Annotated in this window: 3 protein-coding genes (1 of these 3 cut by a window edge); all 3 read left to right on the forward strand. The window is 72.0% G+C overall.

Annotated elements, in window-relative coordinates; translation table 11 throughout:
* Tightly spaced (each overlapping or abutting the next), the 3 genes in view from AMYBE_RS0110230 to AMYBE_RS44730 form a layout consistent with a single transcriptional unit that may run on beyond the window.
* On the forward strand, window positions 1-14,356 hold the 3' portion of the coding sequence (locus AMYBE_RS0110230; protein ID WP_020659280.1) for a type I polyketide synthase. 13,745 nt of this gene lie to the left of the window's left edge; the window shows 14,356 of its 28,101 coding nt (coding positions 13,746-28,101); the start codon falls outside the window, past its left edge; the stop codon is at window positions 14,354-14,356.
* The gene (locus tag AMYBE_RS44725) at window positions 14,353-19,953 is read left to right on the forward strand and encodes a type I polyketide synthase (RefSeq protein WP_425386943.1); all 5,601 of its coding nucleotides are present in this window, start codon (window positions 14,353-14,355) and stop codon (window positions 19,951-19,953) included. The genes AMYBE_RS0110230 and AMYBE_RS44725 overlap by 4 nt, the downstream gene beginning before the upstream one ends.
* On the forward strand, window positions 19,943-24,295 hold the full coding sequence (locus AMYBE_RS44730) for a type I polyketide synthase (protein ID WP_020659281.1): 4,353 nt from the start codon (window positions 19,943-19,945) through the stop codon (window positions 24,293-24,295). The genes AMYBE_RS44725 and AMYBE_RS44730 overlap by 11 nt, the downstream gene beginning before the upstream one ends.
* Window positions 24,296-24,314: the final 19 nt, after the last annotated feature.

Here is a 24,314-nt window from a genome sequence, read left to right on the forward strand (position 1 = left end):
GCACGCCGCCTACGTGGCCGGCAATGCCTATCTCGCCGCCCTCGCGGAAAACCGCCGGTCCCGCGGGCTCCCGGCGACCTCGGTCTCGTGGGGCATCTGGGCCGACGACCGGGAACTCGGCCGGGTCGATCCCGAGCAGATCCGCCGCAGCGGCCTGGTGTTCATGGAGCCCGCGCTGGCGCTGGCCGGGCTCCGGCGCGCGCTGGACGGGGACGAGGCGGCGGTCGCGGTCGCCGACATCGACTGGGAGCGTTATCACCCGGTCTACACCTCGGTCCGGCCCACCGCGCTGTTCTCCGAGGTGCCGCAGGTGCGTGGGCTCGCCGTCGAGGAAGAGACCAAGACGGCTGCCGGGGACGGCGAGTTCGCCACCCGGCTGCGGTCGCTGCCCGCCGCCGAACAGGATCGGACGCTGCTCGGCCTGGTCCGCACAGAAGCGGCCACCGTGCTGGGGCACGACTCCGCCGACGCGCTCGGCGAGCAGCGGGCGTTCCGCGACGCCGGTTTCGACTCGCTGACCGCGGTGGACCTGCGCAACCGCCTCGCCGCCGCCACCGGACTGGCCCTGCCCAGCACGATGGTGTTCGACTACCCGAGCCCGGTGGCGCTCGCCGCGTTCCTGCGCTCGGAGATCGCTGGGACGCCGGTCGCCACCACTGCACTGGCCGGCCCTGCCCTTGCCGAAACCGGCGAGCCGATCGCCGTCATCGCGATGAGCTGCCGTTACCCGGGCGGGGTGCGGTCCCCGGAGGACCTCTGGGACGTCGTCGTGCGCGGCGCGGACGTCATCTCCGGCTTCCCGGCCGACCGCGGCTGGGACGAGGCCGGACTCTTCGACGCCGACCCGGACCGCAAGGGCAAGACCTACTCGACGAAGGGCGGGTTCCTCACGGACGTGGCCGCCTTCGATCCGGGGTTCTTCGGGATCTCGCCGCGCGAAGCGCTGTCGATGGACCCGCAGCAGCGGATCCTGCTGGAGACGGCGTGGGAGGCGTTCGAACGCGCTGGAATAGATCCAGCCACCGCACGCGGAAGCCGGACCGGCGTCTTCGTCGGCGCCAGCTACCAGGACTACAACGCCGTCGGCGACAGCGCTTCGGACGGCTCCGAAGGGCACCAGGTCACCGGCACGCTCCCGAGCATCCTGTCCGGCCGGGTCGCGTACCTGTTCGGGCTGGAGGGCCCCGCGGTCACCATGGACACCGCGTGCTCGTCCTCGCTGGTGGCGCTGCACCTCGCGTGCCAGTCCGTGCGCAGCGGCGAGAGTTCGATGGCGCTGGCGGGCGGGGTCAGCGTGATGGCCACGCCCAACGCTTTCATCGGCTTCAGCCGCCAACGCGCGATGGCCGCGGACGGCCGCTGCAAGGCCTATGCCGAAGCTGCCGACGGCATGAGCCTGGCCGAGGGCGCCGGTCTCGTGCTCGTCGAAAGACTGTCCGACGCGGTCCGTAACGGCCACCAGGTGCTTGCGGTGATTCGCGGCTCGGCGGTGAATTCCGACGGCGCGTCCAACGGGCTGACCGCGCCGAACGGCCCGTCGCAGCAGCGGGTGATCCGTCAGGCGCTGGCCAACTCGGGTCTGGCCGCCTCGGAAGTCGATGTCCTGGAAGGACACGGCACGGGCACCGCGCTCGGCGACCCGATCGAGGCGCAGGCGATCCTCGCCACCTACGGGCAGGACCGGGAACGCCCGTTGCTGCTGGGCTCGGTGAAGTCCAACATCGGGCACACGCAGATGGCTTCCGGGGTCGCGAGCGTGATCAAGGCCGTGACGGCGATGCAGCACGGCGTGGTCCCGAAGACGCTGCACATCGACGAGCCTTCGTCGCAGGTGGACTGGTCCTCGGGCGCGATCCAGCTGCTGACCGAACAGGTCGAGTGGCCCGAGACCGGCCGGCCGCGCCGGGCGGCGGTGTCTTCGTTCGGGCTGGGCGGCACCAACGTCCATACTGTGCTGGAACAGGCTCCCGCACCCGCGGAACCGGCGGAGGCCGGCGAACCGGTGGGCGGGGTCGTCCCGGTCCTGCTGTCCGGCCGCACCGACCAGGCCCTGCGCGATCAGGCCGGACAACTGCTGTCGCTGCTCCACACCCGGCCGGACACGCATCTGACCGACCTCGCGTTCTCGCTGGCGACCTCGCGGGCGAGCTTCGAACGCCGCGCCGGCGTGGTCGCTCGTGAGCACGGCGACGTCGTCCGCGGCCTGACCGCGCTGCGCGACCGGATGCCGGACGGCAGTCTGGTCCTCGGCACCGCGACGGGCGGCCGGACCGCGTTCCTGTTCACCGGGCAGGGCAGCCAGCGGCCGGGCATGGGCAGCGAACTGTACGAGCGGTTCGGGGTCTTCGCCGACGCTTTCGACGCCGCGGCGGCCTGCTTCGACGTCGAACTGAACCGCCCGCTGAAGGAGATCGTCTTCGCGGCGGCCGGAACGCCCGAGGCCGAGCTGCTCAACACCACCGGCTACGCGCAGCCCGCGCTGTTCGCACTGGAAGTCGCGCTGTTCCGGCTGGCCGAGTCCTGGGGCCTCCGGCCGGACTGCCTGGCCGGGCACTCGATCGGCGAGATCGCCGCCGCGCACGTCGCCGGGGTTTTTTCGCTGGAAGACGCCTGTGCGCTGGTGGCCGCTCGCGGCCGCCTGATGCAAGCACTGCCCGAGGGTGGCGCGATGGTCTCGCTGGAGGCGACCGAGGACGAGGTGACGCCGCACCTGACCGAGCGGGTCTCGATCGCCGCGATCAACGGACCGGCCTCGCTGGTCGTCTCGGGCGACGAGGAAGCCGTACTGGCCGTCGCCGCACGGTTCAAGGCCGAGGGCCGCAAGACCAAACGGCTCATCGTGAGCCACGCTTTCCACTCGCCGCTGATGGACCCGATGCTGGAAGAGTTCGGCCGCGTCGCGGAAGGCATCGCTTACCAGGAACCGGTGATCCCGCTGGTTTCCACCGTGACTGGCACGCTCGCCACGGCCGCGCAGATGTGCGATCCGCGCTACTGGACCGAGCACGTCCGCACCTGCGTGCGGTTCGCCGACGCTGTCACCGTACTGGCCGCCGACGGCGTCGCCACGTTCGTCGAACTGGGCCCGGATGTCGTGCTTTCCAGTGCGGTGGAACAGATTCTCGGTGAGGAGTGCGATGTCGTAGTGGTCCCGGCGCTGCGCCGGGACCGGCCCGAGGCGACTGCCCTGGCCACCGCGCTGGCCCGGCTGCACGTCCACGGCGCCGCGCTCGACTGGGCCGCGTTCTTCGCCGGTTCCCGGGCGAGCCGGATCGACCTGCCGACGTATCCCTTCCAGCACCAGCGGTTCTGGCCCGAGCCCGGCGAGACCCCGGCCACCGGTGCCGCCGACCCGGTCGACGCGGAGTTCTGGGCCGCGGTCGAACGCGAGGACCTCGGTTCACTGGCGGCACTCGACCTCGATGCCGCCACGCTCGCCGCGATCACGCCCGCGCTGTCCACCTGGCGCCGCCGCAGGCAGGACCGGTCCACTGCGGACCGACTGCGCTACCGGACGAGCTGGAAACCGTTGCCCGCCAGCGCGGACCGCGGGAAGGCCACTGGCACCTGGCTGGTCGTGACTACCTCCGGCGCGGACGCTGAATGGATCGGCACCGCGGTGAGCGGGCTGGGCGCGGACACCGTCCGAGCGGAGCTGACCGGGACCGATCGCGCCGCCATCGCCGAACAGCTGCGCGAGTGCGGCACCGGTTTCGCTGGCGTGCTTTCGCTGGTGGCATTGGACAATCGGGAATCCGTCGTGCCCGCCGGGCTGACGCTGACCGCCACCTTGGTGCAGGCCCTCGGCGACGCCGGGATCAGCGCGCCGCTGTGGTGCGTCACCCGCGCCGCGGTGGCGATCGGGCAGTCCGAGCGGATCGCCGATCCCGCCGGGGCGGGGGTGTGGGGCTTGGGCCGGGTAGTCGCGCTCGAATATCCCGACCGCTGGGGCGGCCTGGTCGATCTTCCATCCGAAATGGACAGTGCCACCGCAGGGCGGCTCGCGTCCGCGGTGGCCGGAACCGAGGACCAACTGGCCATCCGCGCTTCGGGTTCCTTCGTGCGACGGTTGGCCCGCCGGACCGCCGTTGGCGTCGAAACCGAGACTTACCAGCCTTCGGGCACGGTGCTCGTGACCGGCGGCACCGGTGCGCTCGGCGGGCACGTCGCGCGCTGGCTCGCCAGCGGCGGGGCGGAGCACGTGCTTCTGCTCAGCCGGCGCGGACCGGAGGCTCCCGGCGCTGAAGAACTGAGGACCGAACTGACCGAACTCGGCGCTGCCTCGACCATCCTGGCCTGCGACGTCGCGGATCGGGCCGCGCTGGCCGAAGTTCTCGACCGATACCCGGTCACCGCGGTGTTCCACGCCGCGGGCGTGGTGGAGGACACCGTTGTCGACGCGCTGAACCCGGAGAAGTTCACCGAGGTGTGGCAGTCAAAGGCGGCTTCGGCGCAAGCGCTGGACGAGCTGACGCGGGAGGCGGACCTGTCCGCGTTCGTGCTCTTCTCGTCTGTCTCGGGCACTCTCGGCTCGCCGGGACAGGGCAACTACGCCGCGGCGAACGCGACCCTGGATGCGCTGGCCGAACAGCGTCGCTCGGCCGGGCTCGTGGCGACCTCGGTCGCCTGGGGCCCGTGGGCGGACGGCGGCATGGCCGACGGGGACTCGCTCGGCAGCCGGCTGCGGCGCGGCGGATTCGGGCTGCTGGCACCGGAACTCGCGCTCTTCTCGCTGGGGCAGGCGATCGGGCTCGGCGACCCGGCCGTGGTCGTGGCGGACATCGAATGGGACCGGTTCGCCGAAGCGTTCGCCACCCTGCGGGCGAATCCGTTCTTAGCGGACCTGCCCGAGGTCAAGGGGCTCGCCGCCGCGCCGGACTCGCGCGCGGCCGGCGAGCCGGAACTGCGGCAGCGGCTCGCTGGACTGTCCGCGCCCGACCGGACCGCTGCGGTGCTCGAACTCGTGCGCGTCCGGGTCGCCGCGGTGCTCGGCCACCCCGACCCGGCAGCGATCGAGACGGACCGGGCGTTCAAGGACCTCGGGTTCGACTCGCTGACCACTGTGGAGCTGCGCAACGCGCTGGCCGCGGCTACCGGGCTGAAGCTCGCCGCGTCGATGATCTACGACTACCCGAGCACTGCCGAACTGGCCGAGTACCTGCTGTCCGAACTGCTCGGCTCGATCGCCGAGCCCGCGGTCGCCTCGGCCTCGGCCCGCGCGGCGGTCGACGATCCGATCGCGATCGTCGGCATCGGCTGCCGGTTTCCGGGCGGCGTGTCGTCGCCGGAAGACCTTTGGTCGATGCTCGCTGAGGGCCGCGAAGGCATCTCTTCATTCCCCGAGGACCGCGGCTGGGACCTCGAAGCGCTCGCGGACGGCGCGTCCGCGACTCGCGAAGGCGGTTTCCTCAGCGGTGCGGCCGACTTCGACGCTTCGTTCTTCGGCATCTCGCCGCGCGAAGCGCTGGCGATGGACCCGCAGCAGCGGCTGATTCTCGAGACCAGCTGGGAGGCGCTCGAACGGGCCGGGATCGACCCGGCCGTCCTGCGCGGCAGCGCGACCGGCGTGTTCGTCGGCACCAACGGCCAGGACTACGCCAGCGTGCTGCGGGAAGCCGCGGCGGACGTCCAGGGCCATGTGGCCACCGGCACCACCGCCAGCGTGCTGTCCGGGCGCCTGGCCTACGCCCTCGGGTTGGAAGGCCCCGCGGTCACTGTGGACACGGCGTGCTCGTCGGCGTTGGTCGCCTTGCACTGGGCCGCCGGGGCGCTGCGCGACGGCTCCGCCTCGCTGGCGTTGGCCGGCGGCGTGTCGATGATGTCCAGCCCGGACTCGTTCGTCGAGTTCAGCGTGCAAGGCGGCCTCGCGCCGGACGGCCGCTGCAAGCCGTTCGCCGACGCCGCGGACGGCACGTCGTGGTCCGAAGGGGCCGGGATTCTCGTGCTGGAAAGGCTCTCCGACGCGATCGCCAACGGCCGCGAGATCTGGGGAGTCGTGCGCGGCAGCGCGATCAACTCCGACGGCGCGTCCAACGGGCTGACCGCTCCCAACGGCCCCTCTCAACAACGGGTCATTCTCGGCGCGCTCGCCGACGCCGGGCTGCGCGCGGCCGAGGTCGACGTGGTGGAAGCGCACGGCACCGGGACCGCGCTCGGCGACCCGATCGAAGCCCACGCGCTGCTGCGCACCTACGGCCGCGACCGGGCGGAACCGCTGCGCCTCGGCGCGGTCAAGTCGAACATCGGGCATACGCAGGCGGCGGCGGGGGTCGCCGGGATCGTGAAGGCGGTCCTGTCGATGCGCCACGGCGTGCTGCCGAAGACCTTGCACCTGGACAAGCCGACCTCGCAGGTCGAGTGGGGCGAAGGCGCGGTTTCGCTGGTGCGAGAGCAGCAGGAGTGGCCGGAGACTGGGCACGCCCGGCGCGTCGGGGTCTCGGCGTTCGGCGTCAGCGGCACCAACGCGCATGTCATCATCGAGCAGGCCCCGGCCGTCGAACCCGCCGCGCCCGAAGCGCCTGAGGCTCCGATCGTCCCGGCGGTCGTGCCCTGGGTCGTGTCCGGCAAGAGCGCCGCCGCGTTGCAGGCGCAGCTGGACCGGCTTGCCGGGTTCGTCTCCGGCGCCGAGCTGTCCGCTGTGGACGTCGGCTACTCGCTGGCCACCAGCCGGAGCTCGTTCGGGCATCGCGCGGTGCTGCTCGCCGGTCCGGACGGACCGGTCGAATCCGCCAGGGGCACGACCTCGGCGGGCAAGACCGCGTTCCTGTTCTCCGGACAGGGTTCCCAGCGGCTCGGCATGGGCCGCGAGCTGTCCGCCCGGTTCCCGGCTTTCGCCGCGGCGCTGGACGAGGTCTTCGCGCACTTCGACGTCGAACTCGACCGGCCGCTGCGTTCGGTCGTCTGGGGCGAGGATGCCGAGCTGCTGGACGAGACCGGCTACACCCAGCCCGCCCTGTTCGCGATCGAGGTCGCGCTCTTCCGACTGCTCCAGTCCTGGGGCGTGCGGCCCGATCGCGTCGCCGGCCATTCGATCGGCGAGATCGCCGCCGCGCACGTCGCGGGGGTGCTTTCCCTGCCGGACGCGGTGCGGCTCGTCGCCGCTCGCGGCCGCCTGATGCAGGCGTTGCCCGCCGGGGGAGCGATGGTCTCGCTCGAAGCGGCCGAAGGCGAAGTCCGTCCGCTGCTGACCGCCGGGGTTTCGATCGCGGCGGTCAACGGACCGGCCGCGGTGGTGGTCGCCGGGGCCGGGGACGAGGTGGCGGCGATCGCCGGGCACTTCCGCGACGTGGGGCGCAAAACCAAGCGGCTGCGGGTGAGCCATGCGTTCCATTCGCCGCTGATGGACCCGATGCTCGACGACTTCCGCCGCGTCGCCGAAGAGCTTTCCTACGCCGCGCCCGAGATTCCGCTGGTGTCGACCGTGACCGGGGCGCCCGCCGCGGATGAGCAGTTGACCTCGCCGGAGTACTGGGTGGGCCACGCCCGGGAGACGGTCCGGTTCGCCGACGCTGTCGCGGTGCTCGGTGCCGCCGGAGTATCGACGTTCGTCGAGGTCGGCCCGGACGGCGTGCTGTCCGCCATGGCGGGGGAAGTGCTGGCCGACGAAGCCCGGTTCGCTGTCGTGCCGGTGCTGCGGGCGAACCGCGACGAGGAGACGGCGATCTCCGCTTCGCTCGGCCTGCTCCACGTGCGCGGCGTGCCGGTGGCGTGGGAGGAGTTCTTCGCCGGGACCGGTGCTCGCCGGATCACCTTGCCCACGTATGCCTTCCAGCGCGAGCGGTTCTGGCCGGAAGCCCGGCCGCGCGCCACGGACCCGGTGGCGGACCCCGCTGAGGGCGAATTCTGGTCCGCAGTCGAGAGGGAAGACCTCTCGTCGCTGTCTTCGATCCTGGAACTCGACAACGACTCGCTGACCGCGATCGTGCCCGCGCTGTCGGCGTGGCGGCGCGAGCAGCACGACCGGTCCACCGTGGACGGATGGCGCTACCGAGTCAGCTGGAAGCCGCTCGCCGGTCGGACCGCTGCCGGGCGACGGTGGCTCGCGGTGACCCCGGAGCGGGACGATCCGTGGCTGGACAAGGCTGTCGCGGCGCTCGGTGACGACGTCATGCGCGTCGAACTGGGCGACGACCTCGATGACTTCGCCACCCGGCTGGCCGAAGCGCACGAAGGCGGCGGGGGGATCGACGGGGTCGTCTCCCTCGCGGTGCCGAGGTGGCCGAGCGCTCTGCTTCGTCTCCTGTCCGAAGCCGGGGTCGAAGCTCCGCTCTGGTGGGTTACTCGCGGCGCGGTCGCGGTCGGCCGGTCCGAGCGGCTCGCCAATCCCGGTCAGGCAGCCGAATGGGGCCTCGGCCGGGTGCTCGCACTGGAGAACCCGGCCCGATGGGGCGGTCTCGTAGACCTTCCCGAAACCCTCGACGACCGCTCGGCACAGCGGTTCGCCGCCGTGCTGGGCGACACCGAAGACCAGGTCGCGGTCCGCGCTTCCGGAGTCTTCGCGCGCCGCGTGGTCCGGATTGCCGACGAGACGACCGGCTCGTGGACGCCGTCGGGCTCGGTACTGGTCGTCGGCGGCACCCGCTCCGTCGGCGCCGAAGTGGCCCGCTGGCTGGCCGCGCACGGTGCCAGCCGCCTCGTGCTCACCTCGAAGCACTCGGATCCGGCCGCCGAACTGCGAGCCGAATTGACCGGGCTCGGCGCCGAGGTGTCGGTCGTGCAATGCGACGCGGGCGACCGCGATGCGCTCGCCTCGGTGCTGGCCGCGACAGAAGACCCAGAGCATCCGTTGACGGCGGTGATCCATGTCAGCGACGAGCTGGGCGAGCACACCGGTGACCTGACCGCCGATGTCAACGCGGCGGTCGCCGGGGCGGAGCAGCTGGACGCGCTGCTCGCCGACCGTCCGCTGGACGCATTCGTTCTCTTCGGCACGGTCGCCGGAGTGTGGGGTTCGGCAGGCCGGGGCGTCGAGGCTGCGGTCGGTGCCCGTCTGGACGCCATCGCCCGTCAGCGTCGCGACCGCGGGGTTCCCGCGCTCTCGATCGCCTGGGGCGCTTGGGCAGACGGGATCTCCGACACCCTCGCCGCGCACCTGCGTCGCAACGGAGTTCCGGCGCTCGACTCCGGTCTCGCGCTAGCTGCGTTCGGCCGCGCGATGGCCGACGCGACCGATGAGTCGGCGGTGATCGCCGACGTCGATTGGGAGCGCTTCGCCGCCGCTATCACCGCGGACCGGCCGAGCACCTTGTTCGCCGAACTTTTCGAAGCTCAGGCGGTTTCGGCACCGGCCGGGGACGCCGGAGCCGGGAATCTGCTGCGGCAGCGGCTGCGGGAGCTGCCCGAAGCGGGCCGGGCCGCCGAAATGCTCGGCCTGGTCCGCGAGAAGGTCGCGGCTGTGCTTGGACACGCCAGCGCTGCCTCGGTTGAGGTCGACGTGGCGTTCAAGGAGCTCGGGTTCGACTCGCTGACCGCGGTCGACCTGCGCGCTCAGCTGGCCGCGGCGACTGGGCTGGAGCTGCCCGCGACCCTGGCCTTCGACCACCCGACGCCCGCGGCGCTGGCCGAGCATCTGCGAGCGGCGGTGCTCGAAGAGGCTGCCGGCCCGGCATTGTCGGAGGCGGGCATCCGCGTGTCGGCGGACGACCCGGTCGTCATCGTAGGCATGAGCTGCCGCTACCCGGGCGGAGTCCGGTCGCCGGAGGACCTCTGGCAGCTGATGAGCGACGAGGTCGACGCTATCGGCGCGCTGCCGGTCGACCGGAACTGGCCGCTCGGCGAACTCGCCGGGGACGGTGCGGGCAGCACGATCGCCCGGGCCGGCGGGTTCCTTTACGACGCGGGCGATTTCGACCCCGGCTTCTTCGGCATTTCGCCGCGCGAAGCGCTCGTGATGGACCCGCAGCAGCGGATCGCGCTGGAAGGCGCGTGGGAAGCGCTGGAGCGGGCCGGGATCGACCCAGCGGCCCTGCGCGGCACCGACGCCGGGGTGTTCGTCGGCGGCGGGAGCGGCGACTACCAGCCGGATACCGAGGAAAGCGGGCAGTGGCGGACCGCCCAGTCCGCGAGCCTCCTCTCCGGACGGTTGGCTTACACGTTCGGGCTGGAAGGCCCGGCGGTCTCGGTGGACACGGCGTGCTCGTCGTCCTTGGTGGCGCTGCACCTGGCCGCTCAGGCGCTGCGGGCGGGCGAGTGCTCGATCGCGATCGCGGGCGGGGTGACGGTGATGTCCACCCCGGCCAACTTCGTCGAGTTCGGAGATCTCGGCGCGCTTTCGGCGGACGGACGCTGCAAGGCGTTCGCCGACTCCGCGGACGGCACGGGCTGGTCCGAGGGCGTCGGCATGCTGGTTGTCGAACGGCTTTCCGATGCTCGGCGCAACGGGCATGAAGTGCTGGCCGTGGTCCGCGGTTCGGCGGTCAACTCCGACGGCGCGTCGAACGGGCTCACCGCGCCGAGCGGGCCCGCTCAGCAGCGGGTGATCCGCAAGGCGCTGGCGAACGCCGGATTCGCCGCCGCCGACATCGACGCGGTCGAGGCGCACGGCACCGGCACCGCTCTCGGCGACCCGATCGAGGCGCAGGCACTGCTGGCGACCTACGGGCAGGACCGGGAACGGCCGCTGCTGCTCGGGTCGGTGAAGTCCAACATCGGCCACAGCCAGGCCGCCTCCGGCGTCGCCGGGGTGATCAAGATGGTGCTGGCGATGCGGCACGGGGTGCTGCCGAAGACCCTGCATGTGGACGCGCCCTCGTCCTATGTGGACTGGAGTGCGGGTGCGGTCGAGCTGGCCTCCGAAGCCGTGCGGTGGCCCGATGCGGGCCGTCCGCGCCGGGCCGCGGTGTCGTCGTTCGGGGCCAGCGGGACCAACGCGCACCTCATCGTGGAACAGGCGCCCGAGCTCGCCGAAACCGGCGCCGACGCCGAAACGGCGGCCGGGCCGGTGCGGGAAGCGGGCGTCGTGCCGGTGCCGTTGTCCGGGAAGACGGTCGCGGCACTGCGCGACCAGGCCGCCGCGTTGCGCGCCCGGCTGCTGGCCGCGCCCGATCTCGGCCTCGCCGACGTGGCCTTCTCCTCGGCCACCTCGCGTGCGGCGTTCGAGCAGCGTGCCGCGGTCGTCGCGGTCGACCGGGACCAGCTCCTCATCGGGCTGGCGACGCTGGCGGCAGGAGACACCTCGTCTGTCGCGCTGCGGGGCACCGCCAGACACGGCAAGCTCGCGTTCCTGTTCTCCGGCCAGGGCGCGCAGCGCGCGGGAATGGGTGCCGCGCTCTACGCCCGGTTCCCGGTGTTCGCCGAAGCCTTCGACGAGGTGCTGGCGCACCTGGAAGCACACCTGGACCGGTCGTTGCGCGAACTCGTCTTCGCCGCCCCCGCGACCGAGGAAGCCGAACTGCTCGACCAGACCGGGTACACGCAGCCCGCGTTGTTCGCCGTCGAAGTCGCGCTGTACCGCCTCGTACGGTCATGGGGCCTCGAAGCCGACTTCGTGGCGGGGCACTCGGTCGGCGAGCTGGCGGCGGCCCACGCTGCCGGGGTGTTCTCGCTGGCGGATGCCTGCGAACTGGTCGCGGCACGCGGTCAGCTGATGCAGGCGTTGCCCGCTGGCGGCGCGATGGTGTCGCTGGAAGCGACCGAGGACGAGGTCGCGCCGCACGTTGCCGCCGGGGTCTCGATCGCCGCGGTCAACGGCCCGCGCGCGGTGGTGATCGCCGGTGACGACGACGCGGTGACCGCGATCGCCGACCGGTTCGCCGCCGACGGGCGCAAGACGAGGCGGTTGCGCGTCAGCCACGCGTTCCACTCGGCGCGGATGGACGCCATGCTGGAGGACTTCGGCCGGGTCGCGCGGCGGGTGTCCTATGCCGCGCCCGTCGTGCCGTTCGTCTCCTCCCGGACCGGCGAGGCGGCCACCGCCGAGCAGCTTTGCGACCCTGGCTATTGGGTCGGCCAGGTCCGCGACGCGGTCCGTTTCGCCGACGGGGTAGCCGCATTGGCCGCGAATGGCGTCACGAGGTTCCTCGAGATCGGCCCGGACGCAGTCCTGGCCGCGATGGCGCAGGAGAGCCTCGACGCCAGTGCGCTGGTCATTCCGCTGCTGCGCAAGGATCGCGACGAGGAGACGAGTGCCGTCGCCGCGCTGGCCCGGCTCCACGTCGAAGGCGTCGCCGTTTCCTGGCACGGCTTGTTCGCCGGAACCGGTGTCCGACGGGTCGACCTGCCGACCTACGCCTTCCAGCATCAGCGGTTCTGGCCGTCGCCTTCGGCCAAGGCGGTCACCGGCACCGGCAGCGGAGCCGACCGCGAGTTCTGGGCCGCGGTGTCGGGCGAGGACTTCTCCTCGCTGGAAACGACATTGAACGTGGACCGCGACGCACTCGCGAAGGTGCTTCCCGCACTGCTGGACTGGCGCCAGCTGCACGAGGAGAACACCGTGGTCGACGGCTGGCGGCACCGGATCGTATGGAAGCCGCTCGGCCCGGTCGTCCCCGCAAACCTGACCGGCACTTGGCTCGCTCTCGTTCCGGAAGGCTGCGGCGACGAGTGGATCCCGGCCGCGCTCGACGCGCTCGGCGAGCGCGTGGTCCGCGTCGAGGTTCCGGCCGGTCCGGACCGGGAAGCGCTGGCCGGATCGCTGAACCCGGTGGCGGCCGCGGACTTCGCCGGAGTCGTTTCGCTGCTTGCCTTGGCCGGCTCCGGGCCAGCGGAGCCGGCCGGAGTGGCCGCGACCGCCACGGCACTGCAAGCACTGGGTGACTCGGGGATCACCGCTCCGCTGTGGTGCGTGACGCGGGGCGCGGTCTCGGTGGGCTCCGGCGAAGCACCGGTCCGCGCGCAGCAGGCCGCGATCTGGGGGCTCGGCCGGGTGGCCGCGCTCGAACACCCGGAGCGCTGGGGCGGGCTGGTGGACCTTCCCGAAACCGTCGACACCAAGGCCGCGGAGCGGTTCGCCGCGGTGCTCGCCGGAGCCGACGGCGAGGACGAGGTCGCCATCCGCGTCTCCGGCCTGTTCGGTCGTCGCCTGACCAAGGCGGACCCGCACGGTTCCGCGCCGGTGTGGGAACCCGACGGGACCGTCCTGATCACCGGTGGTACGGGTGCGCTGGGCGGGCGGCTCGCCCGTCTGCTCGCCAAGGCTGGTGCCGGGCACCTGTTGCTCGCCAGCCGCAGCGGCCTCGACGCTCCCGGTGCCAAGGAGCTGCGCGACGAACTCGCCGCTGCCGGGGCCAACGTCACCGTCGCCGCCTGCGACGTCGCGGATCGGGCCGGGCTGCAGGACCTGCTCCGGAGCGTCCCGGCGGAGCATCCGCTGACCGCGGTCGTGCACGCGGCCGGAGTATTGGACGACGGCGTGCTCGACGGGCTCACCCCGGACCGGTTCGACGCGGTGTTCCGGTCGAAGGTCGCCTCGGCCTTCCTGCTGGACGAGCTGACCAGGGATCTGGACGTGCGGGTCTTCGCGCTGTTCTCGTCGGCGTCGGGCGTGGTCGGCAACGCCGGCCAAGCCAATTACGCGGCGGCCAACAGGGTGCTCGACGCGATCGCCGAACGGCGGCGCGCGCTCGGGCTGGCCGCGACCTCGATCGCTTGGGGCGCGTGGGGCGGCGACGGCATGGCGGCGAACGGCCGCGCCGGAGACGCCGCCCGCCGCACCGGAATCGGTGCGATGGACCCGGAACTCGCGTTCGCCGCGCTCCGCCAGGTCGTCGCCGAGGGCGAGCCGACCGTGCTGGTCGCGGACGTCGACCCCACTCGATTCACCGCGGCAGCCCGGCCGAGCGCGCTGCTGCGGGAGCTGCCCGGCTACGCGGAACTGGTGGCGGCCGCCGACGCGCCCGGCGCGGAGCCCGACCTGCGGGCGGAGCTCGCGGACCTCGCGTCCGGTCAGCGCCTGGACGCCGTGCTCGACCTGGTACGGGCGCGCGCGGCGGAAGTACTGGGCCACCCCGACGTTGAGCCGGTAGGCCCGGAGAAAGCGTTCCGCGACCTTGGTTTCGATTCGCTGGGAGTGGTGGAGCTGCGCAACCGGCTCACCGCCGCGACCGGGCTGACTTTGGCCTCGACGTTGATCTTCGACCATCCGACGCCGGTCGCGCTCGCCGAGCACCTGCTGGCAGGGATGCTGCCCGGCGACACTCCGGAAGACGGCGAAGACGGCGAAGAGATCGATGTCCAGGCCCTGCTCGGCTCGGTCTCGGCGGAGCAGCTGCGCGAGATCGGCGTCTTGGGTCCGCTGCTGCGGCTGGCGCGGAGCACGGCAGCGGCGGCGCAGGCCGAGGAAGAAGACGGGGATTCCATCGACGAGATGGACCTCGACGACCTGGTCCAAACGGCCCTCGAGAGCCGTTCGGACGACTGACGGAGCTGATGATGACATCGTCGAGCGAGAAGGTAGTCGCGGCGCTGCGGGCTTCCCTCAAGGAGGCCGACCGGCTGCGGCGGCGCAACCGCGAACTCGCGGCCGCGGCGGCGGAGCCGATCGCGATCGTCGGGATGAGCTGCCGGTTTCCCGGCGGGGTGGCGTCGCCGGAGGACCTGTGGGAGCTGGTGTCCTCGGGAACCGACGCGGTCTCGGCCTTTCCCTCCGACCGCGGCTGGGAGCTGGACGCGCTCGGCGCGGCCGGAGTGGACGCACGGGGCCACGGCATCAGCACACAAGGTGGCTTCCTGCGCGGCGCGGCCGAATTCGACCCCGGGTTCTTCGGGATCTCGCCGAGGGAAGCGGTTTCGATGGACCCGCAGCAGCGGCTGCTGTTGGAGGCGTCGTGGGAGGCGGTCGAACGGGCCGGGATCGACGCGACCCGGCTGCGCGGCAGCCGGACCGGGGCGTTCGTCGGCACCAATGGGCAGGACTACGCCTACCTGGTCGTCCGCGCGCCTGCCGAGGCCACCGGAGACCTCGGCACCGGATTCGCCGCGAGCGCGATGTCCGGCAGGCTGTCCTATGCGTTCGGCTGGGAAGGGCCCGCGGTGACCGTCGACACCGCGTGCTCGTCGTCGCTGGTCGCCCTGCACCTGGCCGCGCAGGCGCTGCGAGCGGGGGAGTGCTCGCTGGCGCTCGCCGGCGGGGTCAACGTGATGTCCACTCCCGGTTCGCTGGTCGAGTTCAGTCGTCAGGGCGGGCTCGCTTCCGATGGCCGGTGCAAGGCGTTTTCCGACCGCGCGGACGGCACCGGTTGGGCCGAGGGCGTCGGAATGCTGGTGCTGGAAAAGCTGTCCGACGCCCGGCGGAACGGGCACGAGGTGCTGGCGCTGGTCCGGGGCTCGGCGGTCAACTCCGACGGGGCGTCCAACGGCTTCACCGCTCCGAACGGCCGCGCACAGCGGCGGGTGATCCGGCAGGCGCTTGCCGCCGCCGGGCTGAGTCCGGCCGACATCGACGTGGTCGAGGCGCACGGCACCGGGACCCCGCTGGGCGACCCGATCGAGGCGCGGAGCCTGATCTCGGTCTACGGCAAGAACCCGGACCGCGCACAGCCGCTGCTGCTCGGGTCGGTCAAGTCGAACTTCGGCCACACCCAGGCGGCCGCCGGCGTCGCCGGAGTCATCAAGACGGTGCTGGCGCTGCGGCACGGCCGGGTTCCCGAGACCCTTCACGCGGAGCCGCTTTCGTCCCATGTGGACTGGGCGGGCTCAGGGGTGGAGGTGCTCGCCGCAGCACGCGAGTGGCCGGAGAACGACCGGCCCCGCCGAGCAGCGGTGTCCGCGTTCGGGGTCAGCGGCACCAACGCGCACGCCATCCTGGAACAAGCGCCCGCCGTCGAGGCCGAGGCCGACGACTCGTCGCTCCCGGAGGTCGTTTCCTGGCTTCTTTCCGGCAAAACCGAGGCCGCGCTGAAGGACCAGGCCCGCGCTTTGCTGTCCAAACTCGACGGTGAAGCCGGACTCCGTCCCGCCGACGTGGCGCTTTCGCTCGCCACGACCCGAGCGGCCTTCGAACACCGGTTGGCCGTGACGGCCGACGACCCGGCCGGATTGCACGCCCTGTTGAGCGACTGGGCCGACGGTGCCCCCGCGCCCGGCGTGGTCGAAGGACGCGTCGCCGGGCGCGCGAAACTCTGTGCGGTGTTCTCCGGGCAAGGGTCGCAGCGCGCTCGGACGGGCAAAGAACTGGCCGAGGCGTTTCCGGTTTTCGCCGACGCGCTGGACGCGGTGCTGGCGCAGTGGGACGCGCCGATCCGCGAGGTCCTTTTCGCCGAACCCGGGACTGCGCAAGCCGCGCTGCTGGACGAAACCGGATATGCGCAACCCGCGTTGTTCGCCGTTGAGGTGGCGTTGTACCGGCTGGTCGAGGCGTGGGGCGTCGTTCCGGATTTCGTGACCGGCCATTCGGTCGGGGAGATCGCGGCGGCGCATGTCGCGGGGGTGCTTTCGCTCGCCGACGCGTGCGCTCTCGTGGCGGCCCGCGCCCGGCTGATGCAGGCGCTGCCCGCCGGCGGGGCGATGGTTTCCTTGCAGGCGAGCGAAGCCGAGGTGTCGCCGCTGCTCAGCGACCCGGTATCGATCGCGGCGGTGAACGGGCCGAGCTCGGTGGTCGTGGCCGGAGCCGCCGAACCGGTCGAGGAGATCGCGGCGAAGTTCGCGGCGCTGGGCCGCAAGACCAGCAAGCTCGCGGTCTCGCACGCCTTCCACTCGCCGCTGATGGACCCGATCCTCGAAGAGTTCCGCCGGGTGGTCGGCGGGTTGGCGTTCGCCGCGCCGGCGATCCCGATGGTTTCGAACCTCGCCGGCGAGGTCGCGAGCGCGGACTTGGTCCGGTCCCCGGACTACTGGGTGCGTCACGTGCGGGAGCCGGTCCGGTTCGCCGACGGCGTCGAGGCCGCTCGTGCCGCCGGGGTGACGGCTTTCCTCGAACTCGGCCCGGGCGGCGTCGCTTCAGCCATGGTGCAGGGCGTGCTCGGCGACCGCGCCGAAAGCATTGTGGCCGTTCCGGTGCTGCGCGACAACCGCAGCGAACAGTCCTCGATGCTCTCCGCGCTGTCGCGACTGCACGTGGCCGGCGTCCCGGTCGATTGGGCCGGCGTCTACGCCGGGACCGCCGCGCGCCGGATCAGCCTGCCGACCTACGCCTTCCAGCACGAGCGCTTCTGGCCGGAGGCGAACGAAGCCAAGACAGCCGAACCCGCGCGGTCCACTGTGGACGCCCGGTTCTGGGCCGCCGTCGAGCGCGAAGACCTCGACGGGCTCGCAGCGGACCTGAACGTCGAAGGCAGTGCTCTCGGCGCGGTCCTGCCCGCGCTGGCCGAGTGGCGGCGTAAACGGGAAGCCCTGTCCGCCATGGACTCCTGGCGGTACCGGGAGAGTTGGGCGCCGCTGGGCGGGCTCGGGGCGGAGGTGCTGCGGGGCTCGTGGCTCGTCGTCGTCCCGCAGGGGCTCGCCGAGGACGCCTGGACCGCGTCGGTGATCGACTCGCTGGGCGCGGCCGCGGTCCGGCTCGACGTCAGCACGACCGGGCGGGCCGAACTGGCCGACCTGCTGCGGGACCGGAACATCGGCGACTACGCCGGTGTGGTGTCTCTGCTCGCTTTCCTCGACTCCGGAGCCGCAGCCACTGCGGAACTGTTGCAGGCGTTGGGCGATGTGGGGTGCGGGGCGCGGGTGTGGGCGGTGACGTGTGGTGCTGTGTCGGTTGGTGGTGGGGATCGGGTTCGTTGTGTGGGTCAGGCTGGGGTGTGGGGGTTGGGGCGGGTGGCTGCTTTGGAGTGTCCGGAGCGGTGGGGTGGTTTGGTGGATTTGCCTGGGGTGGTTGATGGTGGTGTGGGGCGGTGGTTTGTGGGGGTGTTGGCGGGGGGTGGGGGTGAGGATCAGGTTGCGGTGCGGGGTGGGGGGGTGTTCGGTCGTCGGTTGGTGCCGGTGCCGGTGGGGGGTGAGGCGGGGGGTTGGGTGCCGTGGGGGACGGTGTTGGTGACTGGTGGTACTGGGGCGTTGGGTGCGCATGTTGCTCGTGATTTGGCGGCGCGGGGTGCGGAGCATGTGGTGTTGGCGAGTCGTCGGGGTGAGGCGGCGCCGGGTGTGGCGGGGTTGCGGGGTGAGTTGGAGGCGTTGGGTGCGCGGGTGAGTGTTGTTGCGTGTGATGTGTCGGATCGTGGTGCGGTGGGGGAGTTGTTGGCGGGTATTCCGGAGGAGTTGCCGTTGCGGGGGGTGGTGCATGCTGCGGGTGTTGTGGACGATGGTGTGCTGGACGGGTTGACGCCGGAGCGGTTTGAGGGTGTGTTTCGGTCGAAGGTGGCGTCGGCGTTGGTGTTGGATGAGTTGACTCGTGGTTTCGAGCTGGATGCGTTCGTGTTGTTTTCGTCGGTTGCTGGTGCGGTGGGGAGTCCGGGGCAGGGTAGTTATGCGGCGGCGAATGCGGTGTTGGATGCGTTGGCGCAGCGTCGTCGGGAGGAGGGTTTGGCGGCTACGTCGATTGCGTGGGGGGCGTGGGCAGGCGGCGGCATGGCGGACGACGTCAAGGTGGCGGAGCGCTCCCGCCGGGTCGGCACGTCGATGCTGGAACCCGGAATGGCGCTGGCCGCTCTCAATCACGTGGTCGCCGAGCCCGCCGCGACGGTGGTGCTCGCCGACCTGCAGAATCCCGAACTGCTCACCGCGTTGCTGAGCCTGCGGCCGAGCCCGCTGCTCGGCGATCTGCCCGAAGCCAAGCGGATCCAGTCGACGATGGCGGTGCCCGCCGACGCCGGTTCCGCGGTGGCCCAGCTGCACGAACGGCTGGCGGAGCGGTCCGAAAGCGACCGCGTCGCGCTGCTCCTCGACACCGTCCGCGCGGACGCGGCCGCGGTGCTCGGCCACGCGTCGGCAACCGCTGTCGACGCAGACAAGGCGTTTCGCGATCTCGGGTTCGACTCGCTGACCGCGATCGAGATCCGCAACCGGATCGCCGCCGCCACCGGACTGCGGCTGCCTGCCACGCTCGTCTTCGACTATCCGACCCCCGCCGTGCTCGCCGGCCATCTGGTAGGCCTGCTCGCCGGTCGCACGCCCGAAATCGCGCCGGTCGCGGCAAGTGTGGCCGCCGACGAGCCGGTGGCGATCGTCGGGATGGGCTGCCGGTTCCCGGGCGGGGTGGCGTCGCCGGAGGACTTGTGGCGGTTGCTGGACGAGGGCCGTGACGCGCTGTCGCCGTTCCCGTCGGATCGCGGCTGGGACCTGGCCGCGCTGGCCGGGGGTGGACGGGGCGCCAGCGCGACCGGGCAGGGCGGGTTCCTGGACGACGTCGCCGGTTTCGATCCGGGGTTCTTCGGGATCTCTCCGCGCGAGGCGCTGGCGATGGATCCGCAGCAGCGGATTCTGCTGGAAACGGCGTGGGAAGCCTGGGAACGCGCCGGGATCAACCCGGCGACGCTGCGGGGCAGTTCGACGGGGGTGTTCATCGGCACCAACGGCCAGGACTACGCGAACCTGGTGGTGAGTTCGCGCGACGACATGGAAGGGCACGCCAGCACCGGCCTCGCGGCGAGCGTGGTGTCCGGCCGGCTTTCGTACGTGTTCGGCTTGGAGGGCCCGGCGGTCACGGTGGACACGGCGTGTTCGTCGTCGCTGGTGGCACTGCATTGGGCGATCCGGGCACTGAGGTCCGGCGAATGCTCGATGGCGTTGGCGGGCGGCGTGACGGTGATGTCGACGGCGATCGGTTTCGCCGGTTTCACCCGGCAGGGCGGGCTGGCTCCGGACGGCCGGTGCAAGGCGTTCTCCGACGACGCGGACGGCACTGGGTGGTCCGAGGGCGCGGGCGTCCTTGTCCTCGAACGACTCAGTGACGCGGAACGGAATGGGCATCGGATTCTGGCGGTGGTGCGGGGTTCGGCGGTGAACCAGGATGGTGCGTCGAACGGGTTGACGGCGCCGAACGGTCCGGCGCAGCAGCGGGTGATCCGCCAGGCACTGGCGGACGCTCGTCTGTCCACTGTGGAGGTCGACGCGGTGGAGGGCGCACGGGACGGGGACTGTGCTGGGTGATCCGATCGAGGCGCAGGCGTTGCTGGCGACGTACGGCCAGGAGCGCGAGATTCCGTTGTGGCTGGGCGGGATCAAGTCGAACATCGGGCACACGCAGGCCGCGGCCGGGGTGGCCGGGGTGATCAAGATGGTGCTGGCGATGCGGCACGGGGTGTTGCCGGAGACGTTGCATGTGTCCGAGCCTTCGTCGAAGGTCGACTGGTCCGCTGGTGCGGTGTCGTTGCTGACGGAGCGGACGGCGTGGCCGGAGACGGGCCGGGTGCGTCGGGCTGGGGTGTCGTCGTTCGGGTTGAGCGGGACGAATGCGCATGTGATTTTGGAGCAGGCGCCGGTGGTTGAGGTTGCTGCGGTGGTCGAGGTCGCGGGTGTGGTGCCGTGGCCGGTGTCGGGCCGGTCTGGTGCGGCTGTTGCGGAGTTGGTGCGGGGGCTGGAGTCTCTTGCCGTGTCTGGGGTTTCGGCGGTCGGGGTGGGTCGTGGTCTGGTCGAGGGGCGGGGTTTGTTCGAGCATCGCGCGGTGCTGCTGGCTGGGGCGGACGTGGGTGCGCGGTTGGTGGAGGGGGTGGCGGGGGAGCGCCGGGTCGGGGTGGTGTTTCCGGGTCAGGGTGCGCAGGTGTTGGGGATGGGCCGGGAGCTGTATGGCCGGTTTCCGGTGTTCGCGGCGGCGTTCGACGCGGTCGCGGAACAGCTGGACTGTCCGGTGCGGGAAGTCATGTGGGGCGAGGACTCGGAGCTGCTGAACCGGACTGAGTGGGCGCAGTTGGGGTTGTTCGCGGTCGAGGTGGCGTTGTTCCGGTTGGTGGAGTCGTTCGGCGTGCGGCCGGACTTCGTGGCGGGTCATTCGGTCGGTGAGGTCGCGGCTGCGCATGTGGCGGGGGTGTTGTCGCTGGAGGACGCGTGTGTGCTGGTGTCGGCGCGGGCGCGGTTGATGGGCGGGTTGCCTGTTGGTGGCGTGATGGTGTCGGTGCGGGCCAGTGAGGCGGAAGTACTGCCGTTGCTGACCGAGGGGGTCTCGATTGCGGCGGTGAACGGCCCGGAGTCGGTGGTCGTGTCGGGGACCGAAGCCGCGGTCCGCGCCGTCGAGGAGCGGCTGGCGGAGGTGGGGCGGCGGACGCGGCGGCTGGCGGTTTCGCATGCGTTCCATTCGTCGTTGATGGATCCGATGCTGGCGGAGTTCGGGCGGGCGATCGCGGGCTTGTCGTTTGGTCGGGCGCGGGTTCCGGTGGTGTCGACGGTGACCGGCGGGTTCGCGGGGCTGGATTCGGCCGAGTACTGGGTGGCGCAGGTGCGGGAGCCGGTCCGGTTCGCCGATGCTGTGACGGCGATGGTCGAGGGCGGGGTGGACACGGTTCTGGAGCTGGGTCCGGGTGGGGTGCTCGGGGGGTTGGTTCTCGATGTGGTGGATCCGGGTGAGGTGATGGTCGTGTCCGCGTTGCGGGAAGGGCCGGACGAGGACACCGCGTTGTTCGCTGCCTTGGCCCGGTTGCACGTGAGCGGCGTGGATGTGGACTGGACTCCGGCCTATCCGGAGGGTGTCGGTGCGGTGGTGGACCTGCCGACGTATCCGTTCCAGCACGAGCGTTACTGGCCGACCCTCGCCCCGGCCCCGGCCGACGCCGCCGGGCTGGGCCTGCTCGCGGCAGGGCACCCCTTGCTCGGCGCGGCGACAGCGGTGGCCGGTTCGGAGCGCGTGCTGCTGACCGGACGGCTTTCGGTCGCCGCGCTGCCTTGGCTGGCTGAGCAGGTCGTGGACGGCACAGTTTCCCTTCCCTCGGCCGGATTCGCCGAGCTGGCGCTGCGCGCGGCGGACCAGGCGGGCTGCGATCGGGTCGAGGACCTGGCCGTCACGGCTCCGCTGCGGTTCGGCGAGCAGGACGCGGTCGCCCTTCAGGTGTGGGTCGGCGAGCCGGACGAAACCGGAAACCGGGAGATCACGATCCACTCGGGTGGTGCGGAAGCCGGCTGGACTCGGCACGCGAGCGGGACCCTTGCCGCCGGGCGCACGGCCAGCGCAGCGTTCGGCGACGAGACCTGGCCGCCCGCCGGAGCGGTCGAAGCGGACGATTTCGACGTCAGCCCGGTGCTTCGCGCAGTGTGGCGGCGTGACGACGAGGTTTTCGCCGAAGTGGCTCTCCCGGACGACATCGAGGACGCAGCCGAGTTCTGCCTGCATCCGCTGCTGTTGGACGCGGCCCTGCAAGCAGCGAGCTTCACTGGACCCGACGATGCCGCCCACGGGCTCGGCGCGGTGTCCTGGACCGGGTTGGCCCTGCACGCGGACGCCGCGTCGGTCCTGCGACTCCGGTTGGCCGCCATCGGAAAAGACACCTTCGAGCTGTCCGCTGTGGACGCCGAAGGCGCTCCGGTGCTATCGGCCAAGTCGGTGCGCCTGCTGCCGACGGACACCGCGCGACCCACCCCGTCGCGCGAGCCGGACGGCTCGCTGTTCGTGCTGGACTGGGTTCCCGCCGAGGCCGAGCCGGCACCGCCGGAACCGGACAAGACGTGGGCCGTGCTGGGCGCCGACGAGTTCGGTCTGGCCGCTTCGGCCAAGGCCGCCGGTTGCGTGGTCGTGGCCTCCTGCGCCGAGTTCGCGGAGCTGCCCGGGGAGACCGCGCCGGACTTCGTGCTCGTCCCGGTCATCGGTGTCGGCGGCGACGTGCCCGCGTCGGCGCACGCGACGACGTCGCAGGTGCTGAAAGTGCTCCAGGACTGGGCTTCCGACGATCGGTTCGCTGACACGCGCTTGCTGTTCGTGACGCGAAACGCGGTCGGAGCGACCGGGGCTGACCTCGCGGCGGCACCGGCGTGGGGACTCGTCCGCGCCGCGCAACTGGAGAACCCCGGCTCGTTCCTGATCGCCGACCTGGACTGCGAAGACGTTCCCGCGACGGTGCTCCGGCAGCTTCCCGGTCTGCTCGCGGCCGGCGAAACCCAAGCCGTCGTGCGAAACGGCGCGGTCAGGGTGGGCCGGTTGCGCCCCGCACCCGCCGAAGCCGGCGGCCGTGCCTGGGATCCCGACGGCACGGTGCTCATCACCGGCGGCACCGGGGGCTTGGGCAAGCTGCTCGCGCGGCACCTCGTCGCCGAACGCGGCGTCCGGCACCTGCTGCTGGCCAGCCGTCAGGGCCGGTCGGCGCCCGGCGCGGAGGAAGTTCTCGCGGATCTGACCGCGCTCGGTGCCGAAGCGACCATCGCGGCTTGCGACCTCGGCGATCGCGACGCGGTCGCGAACCTGCTCCGCAGTGTCCGTCCCGAGCATCCGTTGACCGCGGTCGTGCACACCGCGGGAGTGCTCGACGACGGAGTCCTGGGCTCGCTGACTCCGGAACGCCTCGCCGCGGTGGCTCGCCCGAAGGCCGACGGCGCCTGGCATCTCCACGAACTCACCAAGGACCTCGATCTCGCGGCGTTCGTGCTGTACTCCTCGGTCGCCGGGGTGATGGGCAGCCCCGGCCAGGGCAACTACGGGGCGGCGAACGCCTTCCTCGACGCGTTGGCGCAGTTCCGGGCGGGCCGCGGGCTGCCGGGCATGTCGCTGGCCTGGGGTCCGTGGGCCCGCGACAGCGGTATGACGAGCACGCTGAGCGACACGTCCCTGCGCCGGATCGCCAGCACCGGACTCCCGTCGCTGTCCCCGGAACAGGGCCTGGCGCTGTTCGACCGGTCCACCGCGTCCGGCCAGGCGCTGCTGGTGCCGCTTGCCGCTGGGGCCGGCGGGCAGCGAGCGGCGGGCGAGGTTCCGGCGGTGCTGCGGAGCCTGGTGAAGAGCCGACGGCGTACGGCGGTCAACGAGGCAGCAGTGTCGAAGGCCGATTTCGCCGCGCAGCTCGCGGAACTGCGCGAGGGCGACCGGCAGCGCCGCCTGGTCGACCTCGTGCGGACCGCCGCGGCCGCCGTGCTCGCCCACGAGTCGGCCGAAGCGGTCGGTGCCACGCGCGAGTTCCGCGAACTCGGGCTCGACTCGCTGACCGCGGTCGAACTCCGCAACCAGCTGACGCTGGCGACCGGCCTGCGCCTGCCTGCGACGCTGGCCTTCGACTACCCGACCCCATCGGTGCTGGCGGAGCACCTCGGCACACAGCTGCTCGCCGACGGTCCCGCCGTCGCGAAACCGTCCCTGCTCGCCGAACTCGACCGGCTGGAGGCCGCGCTCGCCGCGAGCGAACCCGACGAGGTCGCCCGGGGCGGGGTCGCCCTGCGGCTGCGGCGGCTCGCGAACGAATGGTCCGGGACCGCGGGCGGGCAGACCTCGCCCGAGGTCGCCGAGCGGATCCAGGCGGCGAGCGCGGACGAGGTCTTCGACTTCATCGACAAGGAACTCGGACGGCTGAAAGATCGCTGACCCGCGGCCACGGACAGGA

Origin of the sequence: Amycolatopsis benzoatilytica AK 16/65, assembly GCF_000383915.1 — a bacterium.
Classification (GTDB): Bacteria; Actinomycetota; Actinomycetes; order Mycobacteriales; family Pseudonocardiaceae; genus Amycolatopsis; species Amycolatopsis benzoatilytica.